The 22139-nt window shown below is 60.4% G+C and carries 18 protein-coding genes; 7 read left to right on the top strand and 11 right to left on the bottom strand.

What is annotated here, in order from left to right; genetic code table 11:
• The first annotated feature begins 3 nt into the window (after window positions 1-3).
• A complete protein-coding gene (locus tag JFV30_RS05300) occupies window positions 4-573 on the top strand; it encodes a CsiV family protein (RefSeq protein WP_010176350.1) in 570 nt (189 codons plus the stop codon).
• A gap of 9 nt (window positions 574-582) precedes the next feature.
• Window positions 583-3273, top strand: coding sequence for a DEAD/DEAH box helicase (locus JFV30_RS05295; RefSeq protein ID WP_177075715.1), 2691 nt, complete (start codon window positions 583-585; stop codon window positions 3271-3273).
• Between the two features lie 93 nt (window positions 3274-3366).
• On the opposite strand, the gene nagZ is transcribed toward JFV30_RS05295, so the two are convergent.
• Both nagZ and JFV30_RS05285 read right to left on the bottom strand, forming a co-directional pair.
• Window positions 3367-4377 carry a beta-N-acetylhexosaminidase gene (nagZ, locus tag JFV30_RS05290; protein WP_010176353.1) on the bottom strand — a complete coding sequence of 337 codons (1011 nt, stop codon included), beginning with the start codon at window positions 4375-4377 and terminating at the stop codon, window positions 3367-3369.
• A gap of 170 nt (window positions 4378-4547) precedes the next feature.
• The gene (locus JFV30_RS05285; RefSeq protein WP_010176354.1) at window positions 4548-5255 is read right to left on the bottom strand and encodes a TetR/AcrR family transcriptional regulator; all 708 of its coding nucleotides are present in this window, start codon (window positions 5253-5255) and stop codon (window positions 4548-4550) included.
• Window positions 5256-5517: 262 nt separating this feature from the next.
• Between JFV30_RS05285 and lexA the strand changes: the two genes are divergently transcribed.
• Together lexA and sulA are read left to right on the top strand one after the other, a co-directional pair.
• Window positions 5518-6126 carry a transcriptional repressor LexA gene (gene lexA, locus JFV30_RS05280; protein ID WP_003172575.1) on the top strand — a complete coding sequence of 203 codons (609 nt, stop codon included), beginning with the start codon at window positions 5518-5520 and terminating at the stop codon, window positions 6124-6126.
• A 10-nt stretch (window positions 6127-6136) separates the two neighbouring features.
• Entirely contained in the window at window positions 6137-6610 is a 474-nt protein-coding gene (gene sulA / locus JFV30_RS05275) for an SOS-induced cell division inhibitor SulA (RefSeq protein ID WP_010176355.1), read from the top strand.
• Window positions 6611-6826: 216 nt separating this feature from the next.
• Here the strand turns inward: sulA and JFV30_RS05270 are convergent, their stop codons facing one another.
• From JFV30_RS05270 to JFV30_RS05240, 7 genes are all read right to left on the bottom strand, one after another.
• Complete coding sequence (locus JFV30_RS05270; protein ID WP_003218969.1) at window positions 6827-7060, bottom strand: hypothetical protein; 234 nt, start codon at window positions 7058-7060, stop codon at window positions 6827-6829.
• 174 nt (window positions 7061-7234) lie between these two features.
• The gene (locus JFV30_RS05265; RefSeq protein WP_201122309.1) at window positions 7235-7756 is read right to left on the bottom strand and encodes a DUF6586 family protein; all 522 of its coding nucleotides are present in this window, start codon (window positions 7754-7756) and stop codon (window positions 7235-7237) included.
• Between the two features lie 125 nt (window positions 7757-7881).
• Window positions 7882-10503 (bottom strand): type I DNA topoisomerase, encoded by a 2622-nt coding sequence (gene topA, locus JFV30_RS05260; RefSeq protein WP_010176358.1) that lies wholly within the window; start codon window positions 10501-10503, stop codon window positions 7882-7884.
• Window positions 10504-10617: 114 nt separating this feature from the next.
• Window positions 10618-10854, bottom strand: coding sequence for a DUF1653 domain-containing protein (locus JFV30_RS05255; protein ID WP_010176359.1), 237 nt, complete (start codon window positions 10852-10854; stop codon window positions 10618-10620).
• A gap of 95 nt (window positions 10855-10949) precedes the next feature.
• Window positions 10950-12125 carry an acetyl-CoA C-acyltransferase FadA gene (gene fadA, locus JFV30_RS05250; protein ID WP_010176360.1) on the bottom strand — a complete coding sequence of 392 codons (1176 nt, stop codon included), beginning with the start codon at window positions 12123-12125 and terminating at the stop codon, window positions 10950-10952.
• A gap of 29 nt (window positions 12126-12154) precedes the next feature.
• The gene (fadB, locus tag JFV30_RS05245) at window positions 12155-14302 is read right to left on the bottom strand and encodes a fatty acid oxidation complex subunit alpha FadB (protein ID WP_010176361.1); all 2148 of its coding nucleotides are present in this window, start codon (window positions 14300-14302) and stop codon (window positions 12155-12157) included.
• Between the two features lie 452 nt (window positions 14303-14754).
• Complete coding sequence (locus tag JFV30_RS05240) at window positions 14755-15192, bottom strand: hypothetical protein (protein ID WP_201122307.1); 438 nt, start codon at window positions 15190-15192, stop codon at window positions 14755-14757.
• Window positions 15193-15297: 105 nt separating this feature from the next.
• On the opposite strand from JFV30_RS05240, the gene JFV30_RS05235 reads away from it, so the two are divergent.
• Window positions 15298-15738 (top strand): universal stress protein, encoded by a 441-nt coding sequence (locus JFV30_RS05235; protein ID WP_010176363.1) that lies wholly within the window; start codon window positions 15298-15300, stop codon window positions 15736-15738.
• Between the two features lie 64 nt (window positions 15739-15802).
• Here the strand turns inward: JFV30_RS05235 and JFV30_RS05230 are convergent, their stop codons facing one another.
• The gene (locus tag JFV30_RS05230; RefSeq protein WP_201122305.1) at window positions 15803-17722 is read right to left on the bottom strand and encodes an ATP-binding cassette domain-containing protein; all 1920 of its coding nucleotides are present in this window, start codon (window positions 17720-17722) and stop codon (window positions 15803-15805) included.
• A gap of 212 nt (window positions 17723-17934) precedes the next feature.
• Between JFV30_RS05230 and JFV30_RS05225 the strand changes: the two genes are divergently transcribed.
• Window positions 17935-19863, top strand: coding sequence for a transglycosylase SLT domain-containing protein (locus JFV30_RS05225; protein WP_010176365.1), 1929 nt, complete (start codon window positions 17935-17937; stop codon window positions 19861-19863).
• Between the two features lie 54 nt (window positions 19864-19917).
• On the opposite strand, the gene JFV30_RS05220 is transcribed toward JFV30_RS05225, so the two are convergent.
• The gene (locus JFV30_RS05220) at window positions 19918-21687 is read right to left on the bottom strand and encodes an ABC transporter transmembrane domain-containing protein (RefSeq protein WP_201122303.1); all 1770 of its coding nucleotides are present in this window, start codon (window positions 21685-21687) and stop codon (window positions 19918-19920) included.
• Between the two features lie 256 nt (window positions 21688-21943).
• Here JFV30_RS05220 and JFV30_RS05215 point away from each other — a divergent pair, with 256 nt between their 5' ends.
• Window positions 21944-22117, top strand: a complete 174-nt coding sequence (locus JFV30_RS05215; protein ID WP_201122301.1) for a PA1571 family protein — start codon at window positions 21944-21946, stop codon at window positions 22115-22117.
• Window positions 22118-22139: the final 22 nt, after the last annotated feature.

Genomic DNA, 22139 nt, shown 5'->3' with positions numbered 1-22139 from the left:
CCAATGCGCCTGTTCCGCATTTTGAGCTTGTTGTTGGTGGTCGTTGCTCCTTCGGCGTTTGCCGACAGCCCGTACCTGGTGGAGATGATCCTGGTGCGCCAGAACGCCGAGCCGGTGATCAATAGCCGCGCGGCGCCGGAAAACTGGGACGCCGGCGCGCCACGCCTGCCGGCCGACAAAATGAGCCCGCCGCGGCTGGGCAACATCGTCGACAAACTCAGCGCCGACAGTAATTACACTGTGCTACTGCACCGCGCCTGGGACCAGAACCTCGGTGACCAACCCGTGAAACTGGCCATCAGCGACGGTCAGGAACAGTTCGGCCAGTTTCCCATCGAGGGCACACTGAGCCTGCAATTGGGGCGCTTTACCGATATCGACGCAGATTTCTGGATCAACCAGTTCGACGCCAACGGCAGCGTCATCGCCAGCGAGCACCTCAGCCAGCAAGACGTGCGCACCAAGAATAACCAGCTCAACTACCTGGACGGCGGCCACCTCGCCCTGCTGATCAAGATCACTTCGCTGACCGCCAAACCGCCCAGCGCTCCACCGCCCGACGTCCAGGACTGATCCAGCACCATGCCCCTGACGTCGTCGTTGACCAAACCCCTGGCCCCTTCGTGGGCCAATCGCTTTAAAGAGCAAAGCCTTGAGCGCGGCCGGCGCTACGCCCTGGAAAACCGTGTGCGCATCGTCGAGTCCGGCGACAGCACCATCATTGCCAGCTGTGAAGGCTCGGGCGGCAATGTCTATCGCCAGACCATCTCCCTGCGCGAATCCGCCAAAGGCACGCTGATCCTGGTAGACAGCCGTTGCACCTGCCCCGTGCACACCAACTGCAAACACATCGCCGCGGTGCTGCTCAAGGTCCAGGAAACCCTGGCCTACCCGGCGGCGGCCCAGGATGCCGAGTTGCTGGAGAAGCTCCAGGCGGTGCTGGATAACCGCGTGGTGCTGCCGCAAGTGGTGATGGAGGACGTACAGCCGGTGCCACGCTTGTGGCTGGCCAGTATCGAGTTCAGCGCCTTCGAACCGCGCAACGGCAAGATGCAGCGTTACATCCAGCATCGCGCGGCATTGTCCTTCAACTATCTGGGCAACTACGTCAGCGGCCAGAAAAACGCCGACATCATCGTGCGCCAGGAACAGCAGAGCCTGCGGATCAAGCGCCACCCCGAGGTGGAGCAGCAGTTTCGCGAACAGCTGCGCCTGCTGGGCTTCAAGATCGCCACACGCCAGAGCAAGGCCCTGCCGGAAAGTGCCGGCGAACTGTTCGAAATGGTCAATGACAGCGCCTGGCTGAACTTCACCCTGAACGCGTCACCGACCCTGCGTGCCCAGGGCTGGGAATTGCAGATCGATGAGGATTTCGGTTTCGACCTGAGCGCCGTCGACGACTGGTACGCCAGCGTCGACGAAATGCCGGAGCGCGACTGGTTCGACCTGGAGCTGGGGATCATCGTCAACGGCGAACGCCTGAGTTTGCTGCCGATCCTGCTGAACCTGATGCGCTCCCACACCGAGATCCTCAACCCGGAAAAACTCGCCCGGCGCCGTGATGACGAACTGATTCTGGTGAACATCCCCGGCCTGCCCAATGGCCACGGCCCGCTGCAAGTGGCGCTGCCTTATGGCCGGCTGAAACCGGTGCTGGCAACCCTTGGCGAGTTCTACCTGCAAGAACCCGGCACAACCGCGCTGCGCCTGGCCAAGGCAGACGCCATTCGCCTGAACCCGCTGGAAGACCTGCCGCTGCAATGGGAAGGCGGCGAAAAGATCCGCAACTTCGCCCAGCGCCTGCGGGACATCAAGGATTTCAGCTGCGAAGCGCCCGAAGGGCTGAATGCGACGTTGCGCCCTTACCAGCTGGAAGGTTTGAGCTGGATGCAGTCGCTGCGCCAGCTCGACGTCGGCGGGATTCTTGCGGATGACATGGGCCTGGGCAAAACCCTGCAAACCCTGGCGCATATTCTCAGCGAGAAAATCGCCGGACGCCTGGACCGGCCGTGCATGGTGGTGATGCCCACCAGCCTGATCCCGAACTGGCTCGACGAAGCCGCGCACTTCACGCCGCAGCTCAAAGTATTGGCGCTGTATGGCGCCGGGCGTAAGAAACATTTCCCGCAGTTGCAGGACTACGACCTGCTGCTGACCACCTACGCCCTGCTGCCCAAGGACATCGAGCAACTGGCCGCCCTGCCCTTGCACGTGCTGATCCTGGACGAAGCGCAGTACATCAAGAACCCCAACAGCAAGGCCGCCCAGGCGGCCCGTGAACTGAATGCCCGCCAGCGCCTGTGCCTTTCAGGTACGCCGCTGGAAAACCACCTGGGCGAGCTGTGGTCGCTGTTCCACTTCCTGCTGCCGGGTTGGCTGGGGGATGTAAAAAGCTTCAACCGCGATTACCGCGTGCCGATTGAAAAGCGCGGCAGCGACGTGCGATTGCAGCACCTCAATGGTCGGATCAAACCGTTCCTGCTGCGCCGTACCAAGGAGCAGGTGGCGACCGAACTGCCGCCCAAGACCGAGATCATCCACTGGGTCGACCTCAACGAAGCCCAGCGCGACGTATACGAAACCATGCGCTTGGCGATGGACAAGAAAGTCCGCGACGAGATCACCCGCAAAGGCGTGGCCCGCAGCCAGATCATCATCCTGGAAGCGCTGCTCAAGTTGCGGCAGGTGTGCTGTGATCTACGCCTGGTCAATGATGCAACCCTGCCGGCAAAGGGCAGCAGCTCGGGCAAGCTCGACAGCTTGATGGAGATGCTCGAAGAGTTGTTTGCCGAAGGGCGCAGGATCCTGCTGTTTTCCCAGTTCACCTCGATGCTGAGCCTGATCGAAGCCGAGCTGAAGAAGCGTGGCGTGGCCTACGCGCTGCTGACCGGGCAAACCCGGGATCGGCGCACGCCGGTGAAAGACTTCCAGAGCGGCAAGCTGCAGATCTTTCTGATCAGCCTGAAAGCAGGCGGCGTGGGGCTTAACCTGACGGAAGCGGACACGGTGATTCACTACGACCCGTGGTGGAACCCGGCGACGGAAAACCAGGCGACCGACCGCGCGTATCGCATCGGCCAGGAGAAGCCGGTGTTCGTCTACAAGATGATTGCCCGGGGCACGGTGGAAGAGAAAATCCAGCATTTGCAGAAGGAAAAGTCTGATCTGGCGGCGGGCGTTCTGGATGGGCGGACGACGGGGGATTGGAAGCTGGGGAATGAGGACATCGAGGCGTTGTTTGCGCCGTTGCCTCACAAGCAAGAGAAGCGCTGACTTTAAGACCGCTATCGCGGGCAAGCCCGCTCCCACATTTGGAATGCATTTCCCTGTGGGAGCTGGCTTGCCTGCGATGGACGCGACACGGTCTTAATCAATCAATTGAGCATCCCGCAGCGCACTCAATGCCGCCAGCCAACGCGGATCCTGCTTGTACTCGGTCGACGCCACCGCCTGCCCACGCATCCGCGCGATACGCGCCGACGGCGTGACTTTCATGCGCTGGGCAGCACTCAGGGCCAACTCGGCGGCGGCGCGGTCATTGCACACCAGACCCATGTCGCAGCCGGCCGTCAGCGCGGCTTCGATACGGCTGGCGGCATCACCGACCACATGCGCACCGGCCATGGACAGGTCGTCACTGAAGATCACCCCGTCGAACTGCAACTCGCCGCGCAAGATGTCCTGCAACCAGCGCCGGGAGAAACCGGCAGGTTGCGCATCCACCTGTGGATAAATCACATGGGCCGGCATAACGGCCGCCAGTTGCTTGCTCAGCCGTGCGAAAGGCACCAGGTCATTGGCGCGAATCTGTTCCAGGCTGCGTTCATCATTGGGAATCGCGACGTGGGAATCGGCTTCAGCCCAGCCGTGGCCGGGAAAGTGCTTCCCGGTGGCCGCCATGCCGGCGCTGTTCATACCTCGGATAAAGGCACCCGCCAACACGGCGGCGCGCTCCGGGTCGCCTTCGAAGGCGCGCGTGCCCACGACGGCGCTGCGCTGGTAATCGAGGTCCAGCACCGGGGCGAAACTCAGGTCCAGGCCAACCGCCAGCACCTCTGTCGCCATGATCCAGCCACACTGCTCGGCCAACTGTTCAGCATTCGGATTGTCAGCCAGGGCGCGCATCGCCGGCAGCCGCACAAACCCCTGGCGCAAACGCTGCACCCGGCCGCCTTCCTGGTCGACCGCCAGCAGCAGGTCCGGGCGCACCGCACGAATCGCGGCACTCAACTCACGCACCTGGCGCGGGTGCTCGATATTGCGCGCAAAAATGATCAGGCCGCCCACCTCGGGCTGACGCAACAAGTGACGATCTTCAGCCGTCAGCCAGGTACCGGCGACATCCACCATCAAAGAGCCTTGCAGGGCTTGAGTCATAAAGCTTCCTTAAATAACGCACGCAGCCCGGAGCCCTCGCGAGATCGCATCGCCAGGATTAAATCTGGAGACGGACGCTCAGCGAGCGCAACGGGCTGTGGATAAATAGCTGAAATCGGCATGGGCGGCTAGCTTAGCGGATGCAAGCGGCCGCGCACACCCGAAAGGGGTTAAACCTTGGCCGGCGCCGGCACCGACTTGCTGCGCGGGCGCAACTGGGCGGCGGCCATGGCCTGGTCGGTGACACCGGTTTCGGCCCGCATGCCGGCGGCGAGAAACGGCACCATCAGGCGCATCACCTGCTCAATGGAGGTGTTGACGCCAAAGTCGGTCTCGGCAATCGCGCGCAGGGCCTTGATCCCGGACATGCTGAACGCGGCAGCGCCGAGCATGAAGTGCACGCGCCAGAACAGCTCGATTGGCGGGATACGCGGTGCGGCCTCATTGACCAGCAACATATAGCGGCGAAACACCTTGCCGTACATGTCTTCCAGGTAACGACGCAGGTGGCCCTGACTCTGGCTGAACGCGAGGCCCAGCAGGCGCATGAAGATCGACAGGTCATTGCCGCTGCGAGGCTGGACCACAAGGGCCTGCTCGACGAGGATTTCCAGCAGGTCTTCCAGGCTTGGCTTGTTTTCAGGCTTGGCCTGGCGACGCTCCAGCTCACGGTCGAGGCTGATGCAGAAAGGCCCCAGGAACCGTGAGAACACAGCCTGGATCAGCGCTTTCTTGGAGCCGAAATGATAATTCACTGCCGCCAGGTTGACCCCGGCCTTGCTGGTAATCAGCCGCAATGAGGTTTCAGCAAATCCTTTTTCCGCGAACAACTGCTCGGCAGCATCGAGAATGCGTTCAACGGTTTCCGACTGGGCCATGGCTACTCCGCCTGACAAACACTTGTTTGAAACATACGTTTCAAGCTATGTCTTGTCAAGCCTGCAGGTCCGTTTGCGGCTGGCCGGTCAGCTATTTCATGGCCATTTAATCACATTCGCCAAGGTCTGTAGGCAGCGCTGTCTTCCGCGTGTAGGACAGGTGACTAACGACCGTCCAGCGGAGTGACTGAAAACGGTGATTGCCAAGCGCAGTCCACTGTATATAATCCCAGTCACTGTATAAAAAGACAGAGCGATCAACATGCTAAAACTGACGCCACGCCAAGCTGAGATTCTGGCTTTTATCAAGCGCTGCCTCGATGACAACGGCTACCCGCCGACCCGGGCGGAAATTGCGCTGGAACTAGGATTCAAGTCGCCCAACGCTGCTGAAGAACACCTCAAGGCCCTCGCCCGCAAAGGCGCGATCGAGATGACCCCGGGTGCTTCACGCGGCATTCGTATCCCTGGCTTCGAAGCCAAGGCCGACGAGTCGACACTGCCGATCATCGGCCGGGTCGCAGCCGGTGCGCCGATCCTGGCGCAGCAGCACGTCGAGGAATCCTGCAACATCAACCCGACCTTCTTCCATCCCCGTGCCGACTATCTGCTGCGGGTCCATGGCATGAGCATGAAGGACGTGGGCATTTTCGACGGCGACCTGTTGGCCGTCCACACCACACGTGAAGCCCGCAATGGCCAGATCGTCGTCGCCCGTATTGGCGATGAAGTGACGGTCAAACGCTTCAAGCGCGAAGGCAGCAAGGTCTGGCTACTGGCCGAGAACCCTGAGTTCGCGCCGATTGAAGTGAACCTGAAGGATCAGGACCTGGTGATTGAAGGCTTGAGCGTCGGCGTAATTCGCCGCTAACGGAGGCATCATGCAGTTCCTACAGACCCCACAACACACTCAGCTGTCGCTGTTTGAGGCCTTTATGGCCCAGCCCCTTGCGCCCATCCTCAAGGAAACGGTCGAAGCGCCCTGGAGCGCCGAACCCGAGGCGTTCAGTGAACTGTCGTTGCGCGGTGCTGCCGGGAGCTGCCTCAGCCTGCTGGCGCCGATTCTTCGCGAACTGAGCGAGGAGCAGGATGCACGCTGGCTGACGCTGATTGCCCCGCCCTCCAGCCTGACCCAGGCCTGGCTGCGGGACGCCGGCCTGAATCGCGAGCGTATCCTGTTGCTGCAACCCCGCGGTGCTCAGAGCGCCCAGCAACTGACCTGCGAAGCCTTGCGCCTGGGCCGTAGTCATACGGTGGTCAGTTGGTTGAACCCGCTGACTACAGCGGCCAGGCAACAACTGGTCAGCGCCGCACGCACGGGCGATGCGCAGAGCTTGAATATTCGGTTGGGATAAAACGATGTGCCGCTACTATGTGCCACTGGCCAGCCCTGTGGAGGGGCTTGTGGCAGGGATTATTGTGGTGAGCGGGCTTGCCCCGCGCAGGGCTGCGAAGCGGCCCCAAAACAGGCACTGTGGAATACCTGATACATCGCGTTCATTCTATTGAGGGCCGCTTCGCAGCCCAGCGCGGGGCAAGCCCGCTCACCACAATAGGTCCACTCAACACAATCAGTGAAGAATTCGCGGACCGTCTTCCTTCTCAGGCTCGCCTTCAGCCAAGCGCCCCGCCATCTGCACGCCTACGCTCAACATGGCTTTTGCCACTTCCACGTGCTGGCCTTGCAGGAACGCTTTTGCGTCCTCGGAAAAATCCAAAATCACCAGAGAACCCTCGTCCTCAGCCCGGCGCAGCTCGATTCGGCCGTCGGGCAGTTCAACAATTTCCAGAAAGGACGTTGGCATAAAAATCTGTTCTCCACGAAAGGCCGGCATTATATCAGTGTTGTGACGAGCGGGCTTGCCGACGTTGGGCGGCGCAGCAGCTCCCCGACAGCTGACACTACCGACCTTGAAAAAACTCGGGGCCGCTTCTCAGCCCAACGGGAGCAAGCTCCCTCGCCACAAAAGCCTGGGCCCTCAGCACTCGTTCAACCCATCCCGAAACCGAATGGCCAGCTTCTTCAGCTCCTGCCGCCAGCTTTCCAGCTCTTCCCGACTCAACGGCTCAGGCCCCTCTTCGTCCAGGCTCACGGCCACGATCAGCGGCTGGGTCACGTCGCCTTTGGGCGTGTGTTTCACCCGTGGCGGCTGGAACATCTCAGCGTGGGCCACCAGCAAACGCGCCAGCCAGCTGTCCGGGCTCTGGGCCATCTCCACCAGCTCGGCCAACTCCGGGATGGCCATGGCCTCCAGCACCTCACGGCTGATGATCATCTCTGCACGCGGCGAACCGGCCTGAGGCAAGCGATAGAACCCGGCAATCTCATGACACAGGCCGAGCAAGGCGCCGTACAGGTGGAACAGCGCGGCTTCACGCCCGGCCTGTACCAGCGCGATAGCGTTCATCTCCTTTCCTTCCTCGGCACGGCCAAGGGCTTCCAGGGACAAACCCGCGAAGTAAATTTTCTGGTTGGTACGGGTATAGAGTTCGTTGGCCATGAAGGCAGTCTCCACAACGAATAAGGCGTGATGCTGGCTGAACAGTGTCACGGATCAACCAAGTCCACTGCAAGCGCAAAAAAGGCCGCCCATACAGGCGGCCTTTGTTGATGCGGCTGATCGAATCAGGCGCCCTGGCGCTTGTCCTCGACCTTCCACTTGCCACCGTCATAGAACGCTTTCCAGCCGGTAGGCTTGCCTTCAACCTCGGTCTGCACGTACTGCTCCTTGGTCTTGCGGCTGTAGCGGATCACGGCCGGGCGACCGTCCGGGTCCTTCTTCGGCGCTTCGCAGAGGAAGTGGTACTTCGGATCGATCTCGTCCTTGTGGGGCACAATCTCGAGCACCAGCGGGGCACGAGTCTCGCGGTTTTTCGGGAACTGGCTGGCAGCCAGGAACAGGCCCGAAGCGCCATCACGCAGGATGTAGGTGTCGTTGACCTTCTCGCACTTGAGTTCAGGCATCTTCACCGGGTCCATCTTCGGCGGCGCCGCGTCACCGCTTTTCAGCAGTTTGCGGGTGTTCTTGCAGGTCGGGTTGGTGCAACCGAAGAACTTGCCGAAACGGCCGGTCTTGAGCTGCATCTCGCTGCCACACTTGTCGCACTCCAGGCTCGGACCTTCGTAGCCCTTGATGCGGTAAGTGCCCTCTTCGATCTCGTAGCCGTTGCAATCCGGGTTGTTACCGCAGATGTGCAACTTGTGCTTCTCGTCGAGCAGGTAGGCATCCATCGCCGTGCTGCAGATCGGGCAACGGTGCTTGCCACGCAATACCAGCGACTCGGATTCACCCTCGTCATCGGCAGCGATTTCATCGCCCGGCACCAGGTTGACGGTAGCCTTGCAGCGCTCTTTCGGCGGCAGGCTGTAACCCGAGCAACCCAGGAACACGCCGGTGGACGCGGTACGGATCTGCATCGGGCGGCCGCAAGTGAGGCACGGAATGTCCGTCATCACTGGCTGGTTGGCCCGCATGCCGTTCTCGGCGCTTTCAGCTACTTCAAGCTTCTTCTTGAAGTCGCCGTAGAACTCGTCGAGCACGTTTTTCCAGTCGCGCTCACCTTGGGCCACGTCATCGAGGTTCTCTTCCATGCCGGCGGTGAAGCCGTAGTCCATCAGGTTGGAGAAGCTCTCGGACAGGCGCTCGGTGACGATGTCGCCCATCTTTTCCGAGTAGAAACGACGGTTGTGCAGCGCAACGTAGCCACGGTCCTGGATGGTGGAAATGATCGCCGCGTAGGTCGAAGGACGACCGATACCGCGTTTTTCCATTTCCTTGACCAGGCTGGCTTCCGAATAACGCGCCGGCGGCTTGGTGAAGTGCTGGGACGGGTCGAGCTTGATCAGCTTCAACACATCACCCTGGGCCATGTCTGGCAGCACGTCGTCGTCGCCCGGCTTGGCGATTTGCGGCATCACGCGGGTGTAACCGTCGAACTTGAGGATACGGCCCTTGGCGCGCAACTCGAAGTCACCAGCCCCCACGCTGACGGTGGTGGACAGGTATTGGGCCGGCAGCATCTGGCAAGCCAGGAACTGGCGCCAGATCAGCTCGTAGAGGCGCTCAGCGTCGCGCTCCATGCCGCTCAGCTTGCTTGGCTCGGTGTTGGCATCAGACGGACGAATCGCTTCGTGAGCCTCTTGTGCGCCTTCCTTGCTGCTGTAGACGTTCGGCTTCTCCGGCAGGTACTTCTTGCCGAACTCGCTTTCAATATAAGTGCGCGCCATCGCCACCGCGTCTTGCGACAGGTTGGTGGAGTCGGTACGCATATACGTGATGTAGCCCGCTTCATACAGACGCTGGGCCATCATCATGGTCTTCTTCACGCCAAAGCCCAGGCGGTTGCTCGCGGCCTGCTGCAGGGTGGAAGTGATGAACGGCGCAGACGGCTTGCTGCTGGTCGGCTTGTCTTCACGCTTGACGATGCTGTAGCTGGAAGCCTTGAGCTTCTCCAGCGCGGCCATGGCCTGGGCTTCGTTGAGCGGCTTGAAGGCCTCGCCTTTCTCGCGGGCCACTTCGAAGCGCACGTTGTTGCCCTTGGCAGTACCCAGGTCAGCGTGCACTTCCCAGTATTCTTCAGGGTTGAACGCACGAATCTCGCGCTCACGCTCCACTACCAGTTTCACCGCAACCGATTGCACACGGCCGGCGGACAGGCCACGGGCGATCTTCGCCCACAACAGCGGCGAGACCATGTAACCGACCACGCGGTCGAGGAAGCGACGGGCCTGTTGGGCATTGACGCGGTCAATGTCCAGTTCGCCCGGCTTGGAGAAGGCTTCCTGGATCGCCTTCTTGGTAATTTCGTTGAACACCACGCGCTTGTAGCGGCTGTCGTCACCACCGATGGCTTCCCGCAGGTGCCAGGCAATAGCCTCCCCTTCGCGGTCCAAGTCGGTTGCGAGATAGATGGTGTCAGCATCTTTGGCGAGCCGGCGCAGCTCTTCGATGACCTTTTCCTTGCCCGGGAGGATCTCGTACTTGGCTTTCCAGCCATGATCGGGATCGACACCCATGCGCGAGACCAGCTGCTTGCGCGCTTTCTCTTTAGGCGTGAGCACCGGACCTTCGCCCGCAGCCGCCTTGCCGCGCTTGGCGGCAGGCTCCTTGCTGGCGCTAGCCGAACCGCTGGTGGGCAGGTCTCGGATATGGCCGATACTCGACTTCACCACGTACTCGTTACCCAAGTACTTGTTGATGGTCTTGGCCTTAGCCGGGGATTCCACAATGACCAGCGATTTGCCCATGGATCGGAAAATTCCTGAATTCGAGAAGTGAAAGGCGGTTGGCGCCTGACGCGGCAACGCTATATATAGTGGCAACAAGGTGAGGTCAAGCGCAGCATTCTGCGCGGCCTGCCTTTATTGCGCGGAAAAAAGGCTGGGTTCGACCTGGATCAAAGCAAAGCGCGGGACCTGTTCGCCGTCAACTTCGACGGTCTCCAGGAACATGCTCAAGGGACGCACCCAAAAGCCGTAATCGCCATACAGTGCTTGGTAAAACACCACTTCCTCTTCGGTCTCGGAATGCCGCGCCACATTAAAAACGCGGTACTGGGGACCTTTATAATGCTGGTAGAGCCCTGGTTCGACTTTCATGCTCTGGCCCTCTTACAAAATTTGTTAAAAAAAATATAAAAAATTCCAAAAACAAAAACCGGGGCACTGGGCCCCGGCTTCCGTCAGCGAAACGTTTAGATACGTTCGAAGACGGTGGAGATGCCTTGGCCGAGACCAATGCACATGGTTGCAACCCCAAGGTTGCCGCCATTTTGCTTCATCACGTTAAGCAACGTGCCGGAGATACGCGCACCGGAGCACCCAAACGGGTGACCCAAGGCAATCGCGCCGCCGTGCAGGTTAACCTTCTCGTTCATCTTGTCGAGCACTTTCAAATCTTTCAGCACTGGCAGAGCCTGTGCGGCGAAAGCTTCGTTGAGCTCGAAGAAGTCGATGTCGGAGATGGTCAGGCCTGCGCGCTTCAATGCTTTTTGTGTGGCCGGTACTGGACCATAGCCCATGATTGCCGGGTCCACACCTGCGACTGCCATCGAACGGATCACCGCCATCGGCTGGATGCCCAGGTCCTGGGCACGCTGGGCCGACATCACGATCATGCACGAAGCACCGTCGGTGATCTGCGACGACGTACCGGCTGTCACGGTGCCGCCCTTTGGATTGAAGGCAGGCTTCAAGGCCGCCAGGCTTTCCAGGGTGGTGTCCGGACGAATGGTTTCGTCGTAGTCGAACAGTTTCAGGAAACCGTTCTCGTCGTAGCCGTTCATCGGGATGATTTCATCCTTGAACTTGCCTTCCAGGGTCGCCTTGTGGGCGAGCTGGTGGGAGCGCAGGCCGAATGCATCCTGGGCTTCGCGGGTAATGCCGTGCATTTTGCCGAGCATTTCTGCGGTCAGGCCCATCATGCCCGAGGCTTTCGCCGCGTACAGGGACATGTGCGGGTTCGGGTCGACACCGTGCATCATGCTGACGTGGCCCATGTGCTCCACGCCGCCGACCACGAACACATCACCGTTACCGGTCATGATCGCTTGGGCAGCGGTGTGCAGCGCGCTCATGGACGAGCCACACAGGCGGCTGACGGTCTGGCCGGCAGCGGTGTGAGGGATCTGCGTCATCAGGGAAGCCATGCGGGCGATGTTCCAGCCCTGCTCCAGGGTCTGGTTGACGCAGCCCCAGATCACGTCTTCGACTTCGTTAGGGTCGACTTTGACGTTGCGCTCCAGCAATTTGCTGATCAGGTGCGCCGACATGTCTTCGGCGCGGGTGTTGCGGTGCATGCCGCCCTTGGAGCGGCCCATCGGAGTACGACCGAAGTCGACAATCACGACGTCTCTTGGATTCAAGCTCATAAATATTCTCGCTCTAGTCGTCTGGGCACTTAACCGAAGAAGCTCTGGCCGTTCTTGGCCATCTCGCGCAGCTTCGCAGTCGGGTGGTACAGCGGGCCCAGATCAGCGTATTGATCAGCCAGGGCAACGAACTCGGCCACACCGATGGAATCGATGTAACGCAGCGCACCACCACGGAATGGAGGGAAACCAATACCGTACACCAGGCCCATGTCGGCCTCGGCGGCGGTTTCAACGATGCCGTCTTCCAGGCAACGCACGGTCTCCAGGCACAGGGCGATCATCATCCAGTTGACGATGTCCTCGTCGGACACCTCACGCTGTTCGTAGATGACCGGTGCGAGTACTTCGTGAACCGACGGGTCGGCCACTTTCTTCTGCTTGCCCTTCTTGTCGGCCTCGTAGGCGTAGAAGCCCTTGCCGTTCTTCTGGCCCAGGCGCTTGGCTTCGTAGAGAGCGTCGATCGCCGAACGGCGGTCGTCTTTCATACGGTCCGGGAAGCCTTCAGCCATGACGTCACGACCGTGGTGGCCAGTGTCGATGCCGACCACGTCCATCAGGTATGCCGGGCCCATTGGCCAGCCGAATTTTTCCATGACCTTGTCGATGCGCACGAAGTCCACACCGGCGCTGACCAGCTTGGCGAAACCGCCGAAGTACGGGAACAGCACGCGGTTGACCAGGAAGCCCGGGCAGTCGTTAACGACGATCGGGTTCTTGCCCATTTTCTTGGCGTAGGCAACGGTGGTGGCAACCGCCAGCTCGCTGGACTTCTCGCCACGGATCACTTCCACCAGCGGCATCATGTGCACCGGGTTGAAGAAGTGCATGCCGACGAAGTTTTCCGGACGCTTGAGGGCCTTGGCCAGCAAGGTGATGGAAATGGTCGAGGTGTTGGACGCCAGGATGGTGTCTTCTTTAACCTGGGCTTCAACTTCAGCCAGTACCGCCTGCTTGACCTTCGGGTTCTCGACAACCGCTTCGACCACCAGGTCGACGTGGCCGAAATCACCGTAGGACAGCGTAGGACGAATGCCGTTAAGCACTTCAGCCATTTTCGCTGCGGTCATGCGGCCTTTATCAACGCGGCCCACCAGCAGTTTTGCGGCTTCTGCCAGACCCTGCTCGATGCCGTGTTCGTTGATGTCCTTCATCAGGATCGGCGTGCCTTTGGACGCCGACTGATAGGCGATACCGCCGCCCATGATACCGGCGCCGAGTACGGCAGCCTGTTTCACGTCGCGGGCGATTTCGTCGTAGGCCTTGGCCTTTTTCTTCAGTTCCTGATCGTTCAGGAACAGACCGATCAAGCTCTGCGCAGCAGAGGTCTTGGCCAGTTTGACGAAGCCGGCAGCTTCGATTTCCAGGGCTTTGTCGCGACCGAAGTTCGCGGCCTTCTGGATGGTCTTGATCGCTTCAACCGGCGCCGGGTAGTTCGGGCCGGCCTGGCCTGCCACGAAACCTTTGGCGGTTTCGAACGACATCATTTGTTCGATGGCGTTGAGCTTGAGTTTTTCCAGCTTTGGCTGACGCTTGGCCTTGTAGTCGAATTCGCCGCTGATGGCGCCTTTGATCAGGTTCAGTGCGGCTTCTGCCAGCTTGTCGGGAGCAACCACGGCATCCACGGCGCCGACTTTCAGCGCGTCTTCAGCACGGTTTTCCTTGCCGGCGGCAATCCACTCGATGGCGTTGTCGGCACCGATGATGCGCGGCAGGCGCACGGTACCGCCGAAGCCCGGGTAGATGCCCAGCTTGACTTCCGGCAGGCCGATTTTGGCGGTGGCCGACATCACGCGGAAGTCGGCAGCCAGGCACATTTCCAGACCGCCGCCCAGGGCGATGCCATTGATCGCGGCAACGGTCGGCACGTTGAGGTCTTCGAAATCGCTGAAAATCTTGTTGGCTTCGAGGTTGCCAGCCACAAGCTCGGCATCGGGCAGCTTGAAGTTGTCGACGAATTCGGTGATGTCAGCGCCGACGATGAACACGTCCTTGCCGCTGGAGACGATCACGCCCTTGACCGACGCATCTGCTTTGATGGTGTCTACGGCCTGACGCAATTCATTCAGGGTTAGACGGTTGAACTTGTTGACGGACTCACCCTTGAGGTCGAATTTCAATTCGACGATGCCACTTTCAAGAGCCTTAACCGTGATGGCTTTACCTTCGTAAATCATCAACTGATCTCCACGATATGGAAGCTGAACAGTACACGTCGGACGCAGGATTCAGCGTAGGCACTGACGTTACCGTCGATGCTAACGCCAATTTGCCAGGCACACCCGCCAACGCGATAGTCGGGATTCTGTACGAACGGTCTGAAAGACAAACGCTCAATTCATACGCCCGTTTGATTTGGGTACGTCACCTTCAGCCAAATCCGAAGAATTGTCAATCGCTCGAAAGGCCTGCAAAAACGCGACTTTTCAGTCATTTCAGAACCCGGGGCAGCCGGCATCGCCCCGCCAATGTTTAATCATTCGCGAAATCAATAATAAGAAATTTGATTTAAAGGGCTGTACAGAACCGAATATGCGGCTAGGCTAGCGGCACGTTAAACAAATTACCGGCCTGCCTGGCCAACTCCAGCCCGATGATGCTTTCGGGCTTTTTAATGCCCGCAGCAAACTCAGGCCAGCGCCTTGAGCACCGCATCAATGTCCTGCAACACGCTCAACTCGCCCTTCTCGCCCCAGTACAGGGTGATCATTTGCTTGTCGGCTTCGACTTTGTAGACGTTCGCCGGCAGCGTCGCAAAATGTGGCAACAACTTTTCATCGACGCAGATTTCCTGCCACTGATTGACCCAAACCCCCGGCTCCAACTGCCAATAACTCCAGGTGACCCGTTTGGTGCCGCGCCGTGGCCGGTGATATTGCGCACACGGGCTTGGCGGCTCGTACTTAAGCCAGTGCGGCCAGTCCTGGGGTGTCAGTTGCATGGCCAAACCGATGCGCCGCGCCTCCATGCGCAGGGCCATGCGCCCGCTCGAATGGCGCGAAGGACGCAACCACGCCAGAGGGCTTAAAACCAGCGCAAGGATTGACACCACTATCCAGACCGTCATATGTGTACTCCCGAATTTCTTGATGAGCGGATTTGACCTGACGCAACCCCATCCGCTTGAAACCAGCCATACTGAACTTATCGCTTTCCTTTGGAGGAACTCCTCATGCCCTACGAACATATTCTGGTCGCCGTGGACCTGACCGAAGAATGCGACCCCGTGATCAAGCGGGCCGTAGGCCTTGCAGGCGACTCAGTGAAACTGTCCCTGGTGCATATCGTCGAACCGATGGCCATGGCCTTTGGCGGTGATGTGCCGATGGACCTGTCCCAACTGCAACAGCAGCAGTTCGATCAGGCCAAGGAACGCCTTGAGCGACTTATCAACAAGTACCCCGCCCTGAAAAAAGACCAGAGCCACCTGACCTACGGCCAGCCGCGCCAGGAAATCCACCACCTGGCCAAGGAGCAAGGTTGCGACCTGATCGTGGTCGGCAGCCATGGCCGCCACGGCCTGGCGCTGCTGCTGGGCTCCACCGCCAATGACGTGCTGCACGGCGCTCCTTGCGATGTGCTGGCAGTGAAACTGGTCAAAGAACCGAAGTAAACCGATATGAAAAGCCCGGCGCTCACATCCGTGAGGCCGGGCTTTTTTATTGCTGCGGTGTCACTCAGGCATCCAGCTCGGCCCAGCGCTCAACCAGTGCTTCCAGCTCACTGTTCAACTGCTCAAGGGAGGCAATCACCTTGGCGGTTTCTGCAGCAGGACGCAGATAGAAACCCGCGTCAGCCATTTCAGCTTCAACGGCCACGATCTGCTGTTCCTTGGCGTCGATATCACCCGGCAGTGCTTCCAGCTCACGCTGCAGCTTGTAGCTGAGTTTCTTCTTCGCAGCAGGCGCTTCCTGGGCTGGCGCCGGAGCGGCCGCCACCGGGGCAACCACGGCTGAAGTCAGGTCAGCCTTGCCGGATTTGCTCTCGGTCACGCCCAGCAGGCGCGGCGAGCCGCCCTGACGCAACCAGTCCTGGTAACCACCGACGTATTCGCGAACCTTGCCTTCGCCTTCGAAGACCAGGGTGCTGGTGACCACGTTGTCGAGGAATGCCCGGTCGTGGCTGACCATCAACACGGTGCCGTTGAAGGTCAGCAAGACCTCTTCCAGCAGCTCCAGCGTTTCAACGTCGAGGTCGTTGGTCGGTTCGTCGAGCACCAGCAGGTTGGCCGGTTTGCTGAACAGCTTGGCCAGCAGCAGGCGCGCACGCTCACCACCGGACAAGGCCTTGACCGGCGTACGCGCACGTTGCGGGCTGAACAGGAAGTCGCCCAGGTAGCTCAGCACGTGGCGGCTCTGGCCGTCGATGTCGATAAAGTCGCGACCTTCGGCGACGTTGTCGATCACGGTTTTTTCCAGGTCCAACTGGTGGCGCAACTGGTCGAAGTAAGCCACGTCGATGCGCGTGCCCTCTTCCACTTTACCGCTGGTAGGTTGCAGGCCGTTGAGCATCAGCTTGAGCAGGGTGGTCTTGCCGGTGCCGTTGGCGCCCAGCAGGCCGATACGGTCGCCGCGCTGCAGGACCATCGAGAAGTCCTTGATCAGGAACGGGCCGTCCGGGTGATGGAAGCTGACGTTTTCCAGCACCATCACCTGCTTGCCCGACTTGTCGGCGGTATCCAGCTGGATATTGGCCTTGCCGGTGCGTTCGCGACGCTCGCTGCGCTCAACGCGCAGGGCTTTCAGGGCGCGTACGCGGCCTTCGTTACGGGTGCGGCGAGCCTTGATGCCCTGGCGGATCCAGACTTCTTCCTGGGCCAGCTTCTTGTCAAACAATGCGTTGGCGGTTTCTTCGGCGGACAGTGCAGCTTCCTTGTGCACCAGGAAGCTGGCGTAGTCGCCGTTCCAGTCGATCAGGCCACCACGGTCCAGTTCGAGGATGCGGGTTGCCAGGTTCTGCAGGAAGGAACGGTCGTGCGTGATGAACAGCACGGCGCCCTGGAAATCCTTGAGGGCTTCTTCCAGCCAGGCGATTGCGCCGATGTCCAGGTGGTTGGTCGGCTCGTCGAGCAGCAGCAGGTCCGGCTCGGACACCAGGGCCTGGGCCAGCAGGACACGACGACGCCAGCCGCCGGACAATTCGGCGAGGGTCTTGTCGGCCGGCAGTTGCAGGCGGCTCAGGGTGCTGTCGACCAGTTGCTGCAAGCGCCAGCCGTCACGGGCCTCGAGGTCTTGCTGGACGTGCATCAGCTTGTCCAGGTCGGCTTCGGTGACACAGTTCTGCGCCAAGTGATGGTATTCGGCGAGCAGTGCGCCCACGCCGTCGAGGCCTTCGGCAACCACGTCGAACACTGTCCGTCCGTCGGCCACCGGCAATTCTTGCGGCAATTCGCCAATCTTGAGGCCCGGGGCGCGCCAGACAGAGCCGTCATCGGGCTTCTGGTCGCCTTTTACCAGCTTCATCATGCTGGACTTGCCGGTGCCATTGCGGCCGATGATGCACACCCGCTCACCACGGGCGATCTGCCAGGACACCTTGTCCAACAACGGCATAGCGCCGAAAGCAAGGGACACATCGCTGAATTTGAGCAGGGTCATACGCTTCTCCAAAAACTGGGCGCGCATTCTACCTGACTTAGGGCGCGAGGCGGCCGGCATTTTCGCCGCTGACATGTTCTGTTGGACATTTGAGATGAACTTGAACGAAGCGACCGGCAAAGCTTTCACCGGTCGCGACCAAAAGGCTAAGCTAGGGGCAATCAGTGTCGGCGACGTCGGCACTAGTCCAGATTCCTCTGCACGGACGTCTCATGCGCAGTCGCCTTTTCAGCTTTTTATCTTGTCTGCTTCTTTCTGCCACCGCCGTTCAATCCGCCCAGGCCGTGGACCTCACCACCCAACGTCAATATTACGATGAAGCCAAACGAGCCCTCGCCAAAGGCGACAGCGGCCCGTATTTCCAATACAGCCAGGCCCTGGCCGACTACCCGTTGACGCCGTACCTGGCCTACGACGAACTGACCGCACGCCTGAAAACCGCCAGCAATGAGGAAATCGAACAATTCCTCGCCAAGAACGGCGACCTGCCACAGGCCAACTGGATGAAACTGCGTTGGTTGCGCTGGCTGGCCGACCGTGGCGACTGGCAAACCTTTGAAAAGTACTACGACCCAAAACTTAATTTCGTCGAATTGGACTGCCTCCATGGCCAATTCCAGCTGACCCATAACCAAAAAGCCGAAGGCTACAAAACCACCGAGAAGCTGTGGCTGACCGGTAAATCCCAGCCTGCCGCCTGTGATGCAACGTTCGGCCAGTGGGCCGCTGACGGCCAACTGACCGAACAGAAAATCTGGGACCGCGCCAAACTCGCCGCCGAAGCCCGCAATTACCCGCTGGCCAACAGCCTGGTAAAAACCTTGCCGACCCTCGGCGCCCAAGGCCGCCTGATGGTGGACGTGGCACAGAAGCCCGACATGCTCAGCGACCCGTCGCGCTTCCTGCCGGCCAACGAAGCCATGTCCGACGCCGTCGGCCTGGGGCTCCGCCGCCTGGCGCGCCAGGACCCGGACAAGGCCATGGCCCTGCTCGACGGTTATGCCAGCAGCATGCACTTCTCTCGTGACGAAAAAGTGTCGATCGCCCGGGAAATCGGCCTGACCCTGGCGCGCCGCTACGACCCGCGCGCCCTCGACGTGATGACCAAATACGATCCGGAACTGCGGGACAACACCGTTTCCGAATGGCGCCTGCGCCTGCTGCTGCGCCTGGCCCGCTGGGAAGACGCCTACCAGTTGACCCGTAAACTGCCTCAGGACCTGGCCACCACCAACCGCTGGCGCTACTGGCAGGCCCGCAGCCTGGAACTGGCAGAGCCGAAGAACCCGCAAGCCCTGGTGCTGTACAAGGGCCTGGCCAAGGAGCGTGACTTCTACGGTTTCCTGGCGGCGGATCGTTCCCAGTCCCCGTACCAACTGAACAACAAGCCGCTGATGATGAGCCAGGCACTGATGAACAAGGTGCGTAATACACCGGGCGTACGTCGCGCCCTGGAGTTCTACGCCCGTGGCCAGATCGTCGATGGCCGTCGCGAGTGGTACCACGTCAGCCGGCACTTCAACCGTGACGAAATGGTCGCCCAGGCCAAGCTGGCCTATGACATGAAGTGGTACTTCCCGGCGATCCGCACCATCAGCCAGGCGCAATACTGGGACGACCTGGACATCCGCTTCCCGATGGCCCACCGCGACACTCTGGTGCGTGAAGCCAAGATCCGCGGTGTGCATTCGAGCTGGGTGTTTGCGATCACCCGCCAGGAAAGCGCCTTCATGGACGACGCCCGCTCCGGCGTTGGCGCCACCGGCCTGATGCAACTGATGCCCGGCACCGCCAAGGAGACTGCGCGCAAGTTCAGCATTCCTCTGGCCTCGCAACAGCAGGTGCTCGACCCCGACAAGAACATCCAGCTCGGTGCCGCCTACCTGAGCCAGGTCCACGCTCAGTTCAACGGTAACCGCGTGCTCGCTACCGCCGCCTACAACGCCGGCCCCGGCCGTGTGCGCCAATGGCTGCGCGGTGCCGACCACCTGAGCTTCGACGTGTGGGTGGAGAGCATTCCGTTCGACGAAACCCGCCAGTATGTGCAGAACGTGCTGTCGTATTCGGTGATCTACGGGCAAAAGCTCAATGCGCCACAGCCGCTGGTGGATTGGCATGAGCGGTATTTTGATGATCAGTAAGTAACGCCCCCCATAAAAAAGCCCGCATATGCGGGCTTTTTTATGGGGGGTTATTTAGTGGACGCTGGACTCACCATCACTGAACTGCAACGCCGCCAATCGCGCATACAGCGGGTTATTGGCGATCAACTGCTGATGCGTACCCACCGCCACCAGCTTGCCTTGATCCATCACGGCAATCCGGTCAGCGTTCTTCACCGTGGCCAGCCGATGGGCAATCACCAGCGTGGTGCGCCCTTCCATCAACTGCGGCAGCGCTTGCTGGATCAAGTGTTCGCTCTGGGCATCCAGGGCGCTGGTGGCTTCGTCCAGCAACAGGATCGGCGCATCCACCAGCAACGCCCGGGCGATGGCCAGGCGTTGCCGCTGGCCGCCGGAGAGCCCCAGGCCACCATCGCCCAGGTGGGTCTGGTAGCCGTCGGGCATTTGCAGGATGAAATCGTGGGCGTGAGCGATGCGCGCCGCCTCTTCGACCTGGGCGGAGGTGGCCGACGGGTTGCCGTAGCGGATGTTTTCTTCAACGGTGCCGAAAAACAGCGCCGGGCTCTGGGACACCAGGGCGAAGCAGCGGCGCAGGTCCGGCGGGTCAAGCTCGGTGAGCGGTTGCCCTTCCAGCAGGATGCGACCTTGCTGTGGGTCATAGAAACGCAGCAACAGGTCGAAGAGGGTTGATTTGCCCGCGCCGGAGGGGCCGACCAGGGCCAGTGTTTCGCCGGCATTGATGTTCAAGCTCAAGCCGTCGATGGCAAAACGATCCGGGCGCGAAGGATAGGAGAAGCGCAGGTCCTGGATGTCCAGGCGGCCGCTGACACGCTCCGGCAGCTTGATCACGCCGGCCTCGGGTGCCTTGATCTCATTGCTCGACTGCAACAACTCGCCAATTCGCTCGGCCGCACCAGCCGCGCGCTGCAACTCGCCCAGCACTTCGCTCAACGTGCCGACGGCGCTGCCGACGATCAGGCTGTAGAACACGAACGCCGCCAGTTCACCACTGGAAATACGCCCGTCAATTACGTCCATGCCTCCCACCCAGAGCATCACGCCCACGGCGCCCAGCACCAGCATGATCACCAGGGTAATCAGCCACGAGCGCTGCAGGATACGCTTGCGGGCGGTGGTGAACGCCTCTTCCACCGTCACCGCGAAGCGCTGCTCGTCCTGCACCTGGTGGTTATAGGCTTGTACGGTCTTGATCTGACCCAGAGTCTCGGACACATAGCTGCCCACGTCGGCAATACGATCCTGGCTCAGGCGCGACAAGCTCCGCACCCGGCGGCCGAAGATCAAAATCGGCGCCAGCACCAGGGGCAAGGCTACGACGACAATGCTGGTGAGCTTGGGGTTGGTGATGAACAGCAGCACGATCCCGCCGATCACCATCAGGCCGTTACGCAGAAACAGCGACAGCGAGGAGCCGATGACTGATTGCAACAAGGTGCTGTCGGTGGTCAGGCGGGACTGGATTTCCGAGCTGCGGTTGTTTTCGTAGAAGCCCGGATGCAGGTAAATCAAGTGGTTGAACACCTGCCGCCGGATGTCCGCCACCACCCGCTCGCCGATCCACGACACCAGGTAAAACCGCGTAAACGTACCCGCGGCCAGGCCCAGCACCAACATCATGAACAGGCCGATGGACTGATTGAGCAAGTGCGGCGACCGGGTCATGAACCCCTGGTCCACCAGCAGACGGATGCCTTGCCCCATGGACAAGGTGATGCCGGCGGTGACGATCAACGCCAACAAAGCCCCCAGGGCCTGCCAGCGGTAGGGGGCGATGAAGCGGCTGGCGAGGCGAATCGCGCGGCGGTGGCGGGCTGAGAACATGAAGGGTTTCACCTGAGGTGTTGGGGACGGGAACCTGCATAGCTACATGGGGGGAACTTGAGCGAATCACAATGAGTCAGGTTAATTATGCTTACCGAACCTAGCCCCTAGAGGCTATCGGTCTAAGGCCCGGCTGGAAATTCGTATCGGTTTCTGCTGGACTGGGCATTCGATCCGCTGGCCGTGTATGGAGTTGTAACAACGTGGTCACGCGGGGGTTTTAGAGTAGGTACACAACCTGATGAGGAGACGGGCCATGTCCTTGCAAAACAGCAGCGATGCCAAGATTGAAGTGATCCGCCAACCGCAGCAGTTGCCTTGCTCGTACATCGACGCTCAAGGCCGCGAAGTGCAAATCACCGAAGAGATGATCCAGAGCGCATGCGCCGAACTGGAGCAAAAATTGGTCAAGCCTGCCAAGCGAGGCTGATTCGCCCACGCTCTTTTAAACC

The sequence above is a fragment of the Pseudomonas sp. TH32 genome (genome assembly GCF_016650855.1).
In the GTDB taxonomy this organism is placed as follows: Bacteria; Pseudomonadota; Gammaproteobacteria; order Pseudomonadales; family Pseudomonadaceae; genus Aquipseudomonas.
This window is presented reverse-complemented; position numbering and strand designations above follow the sequence as displayed.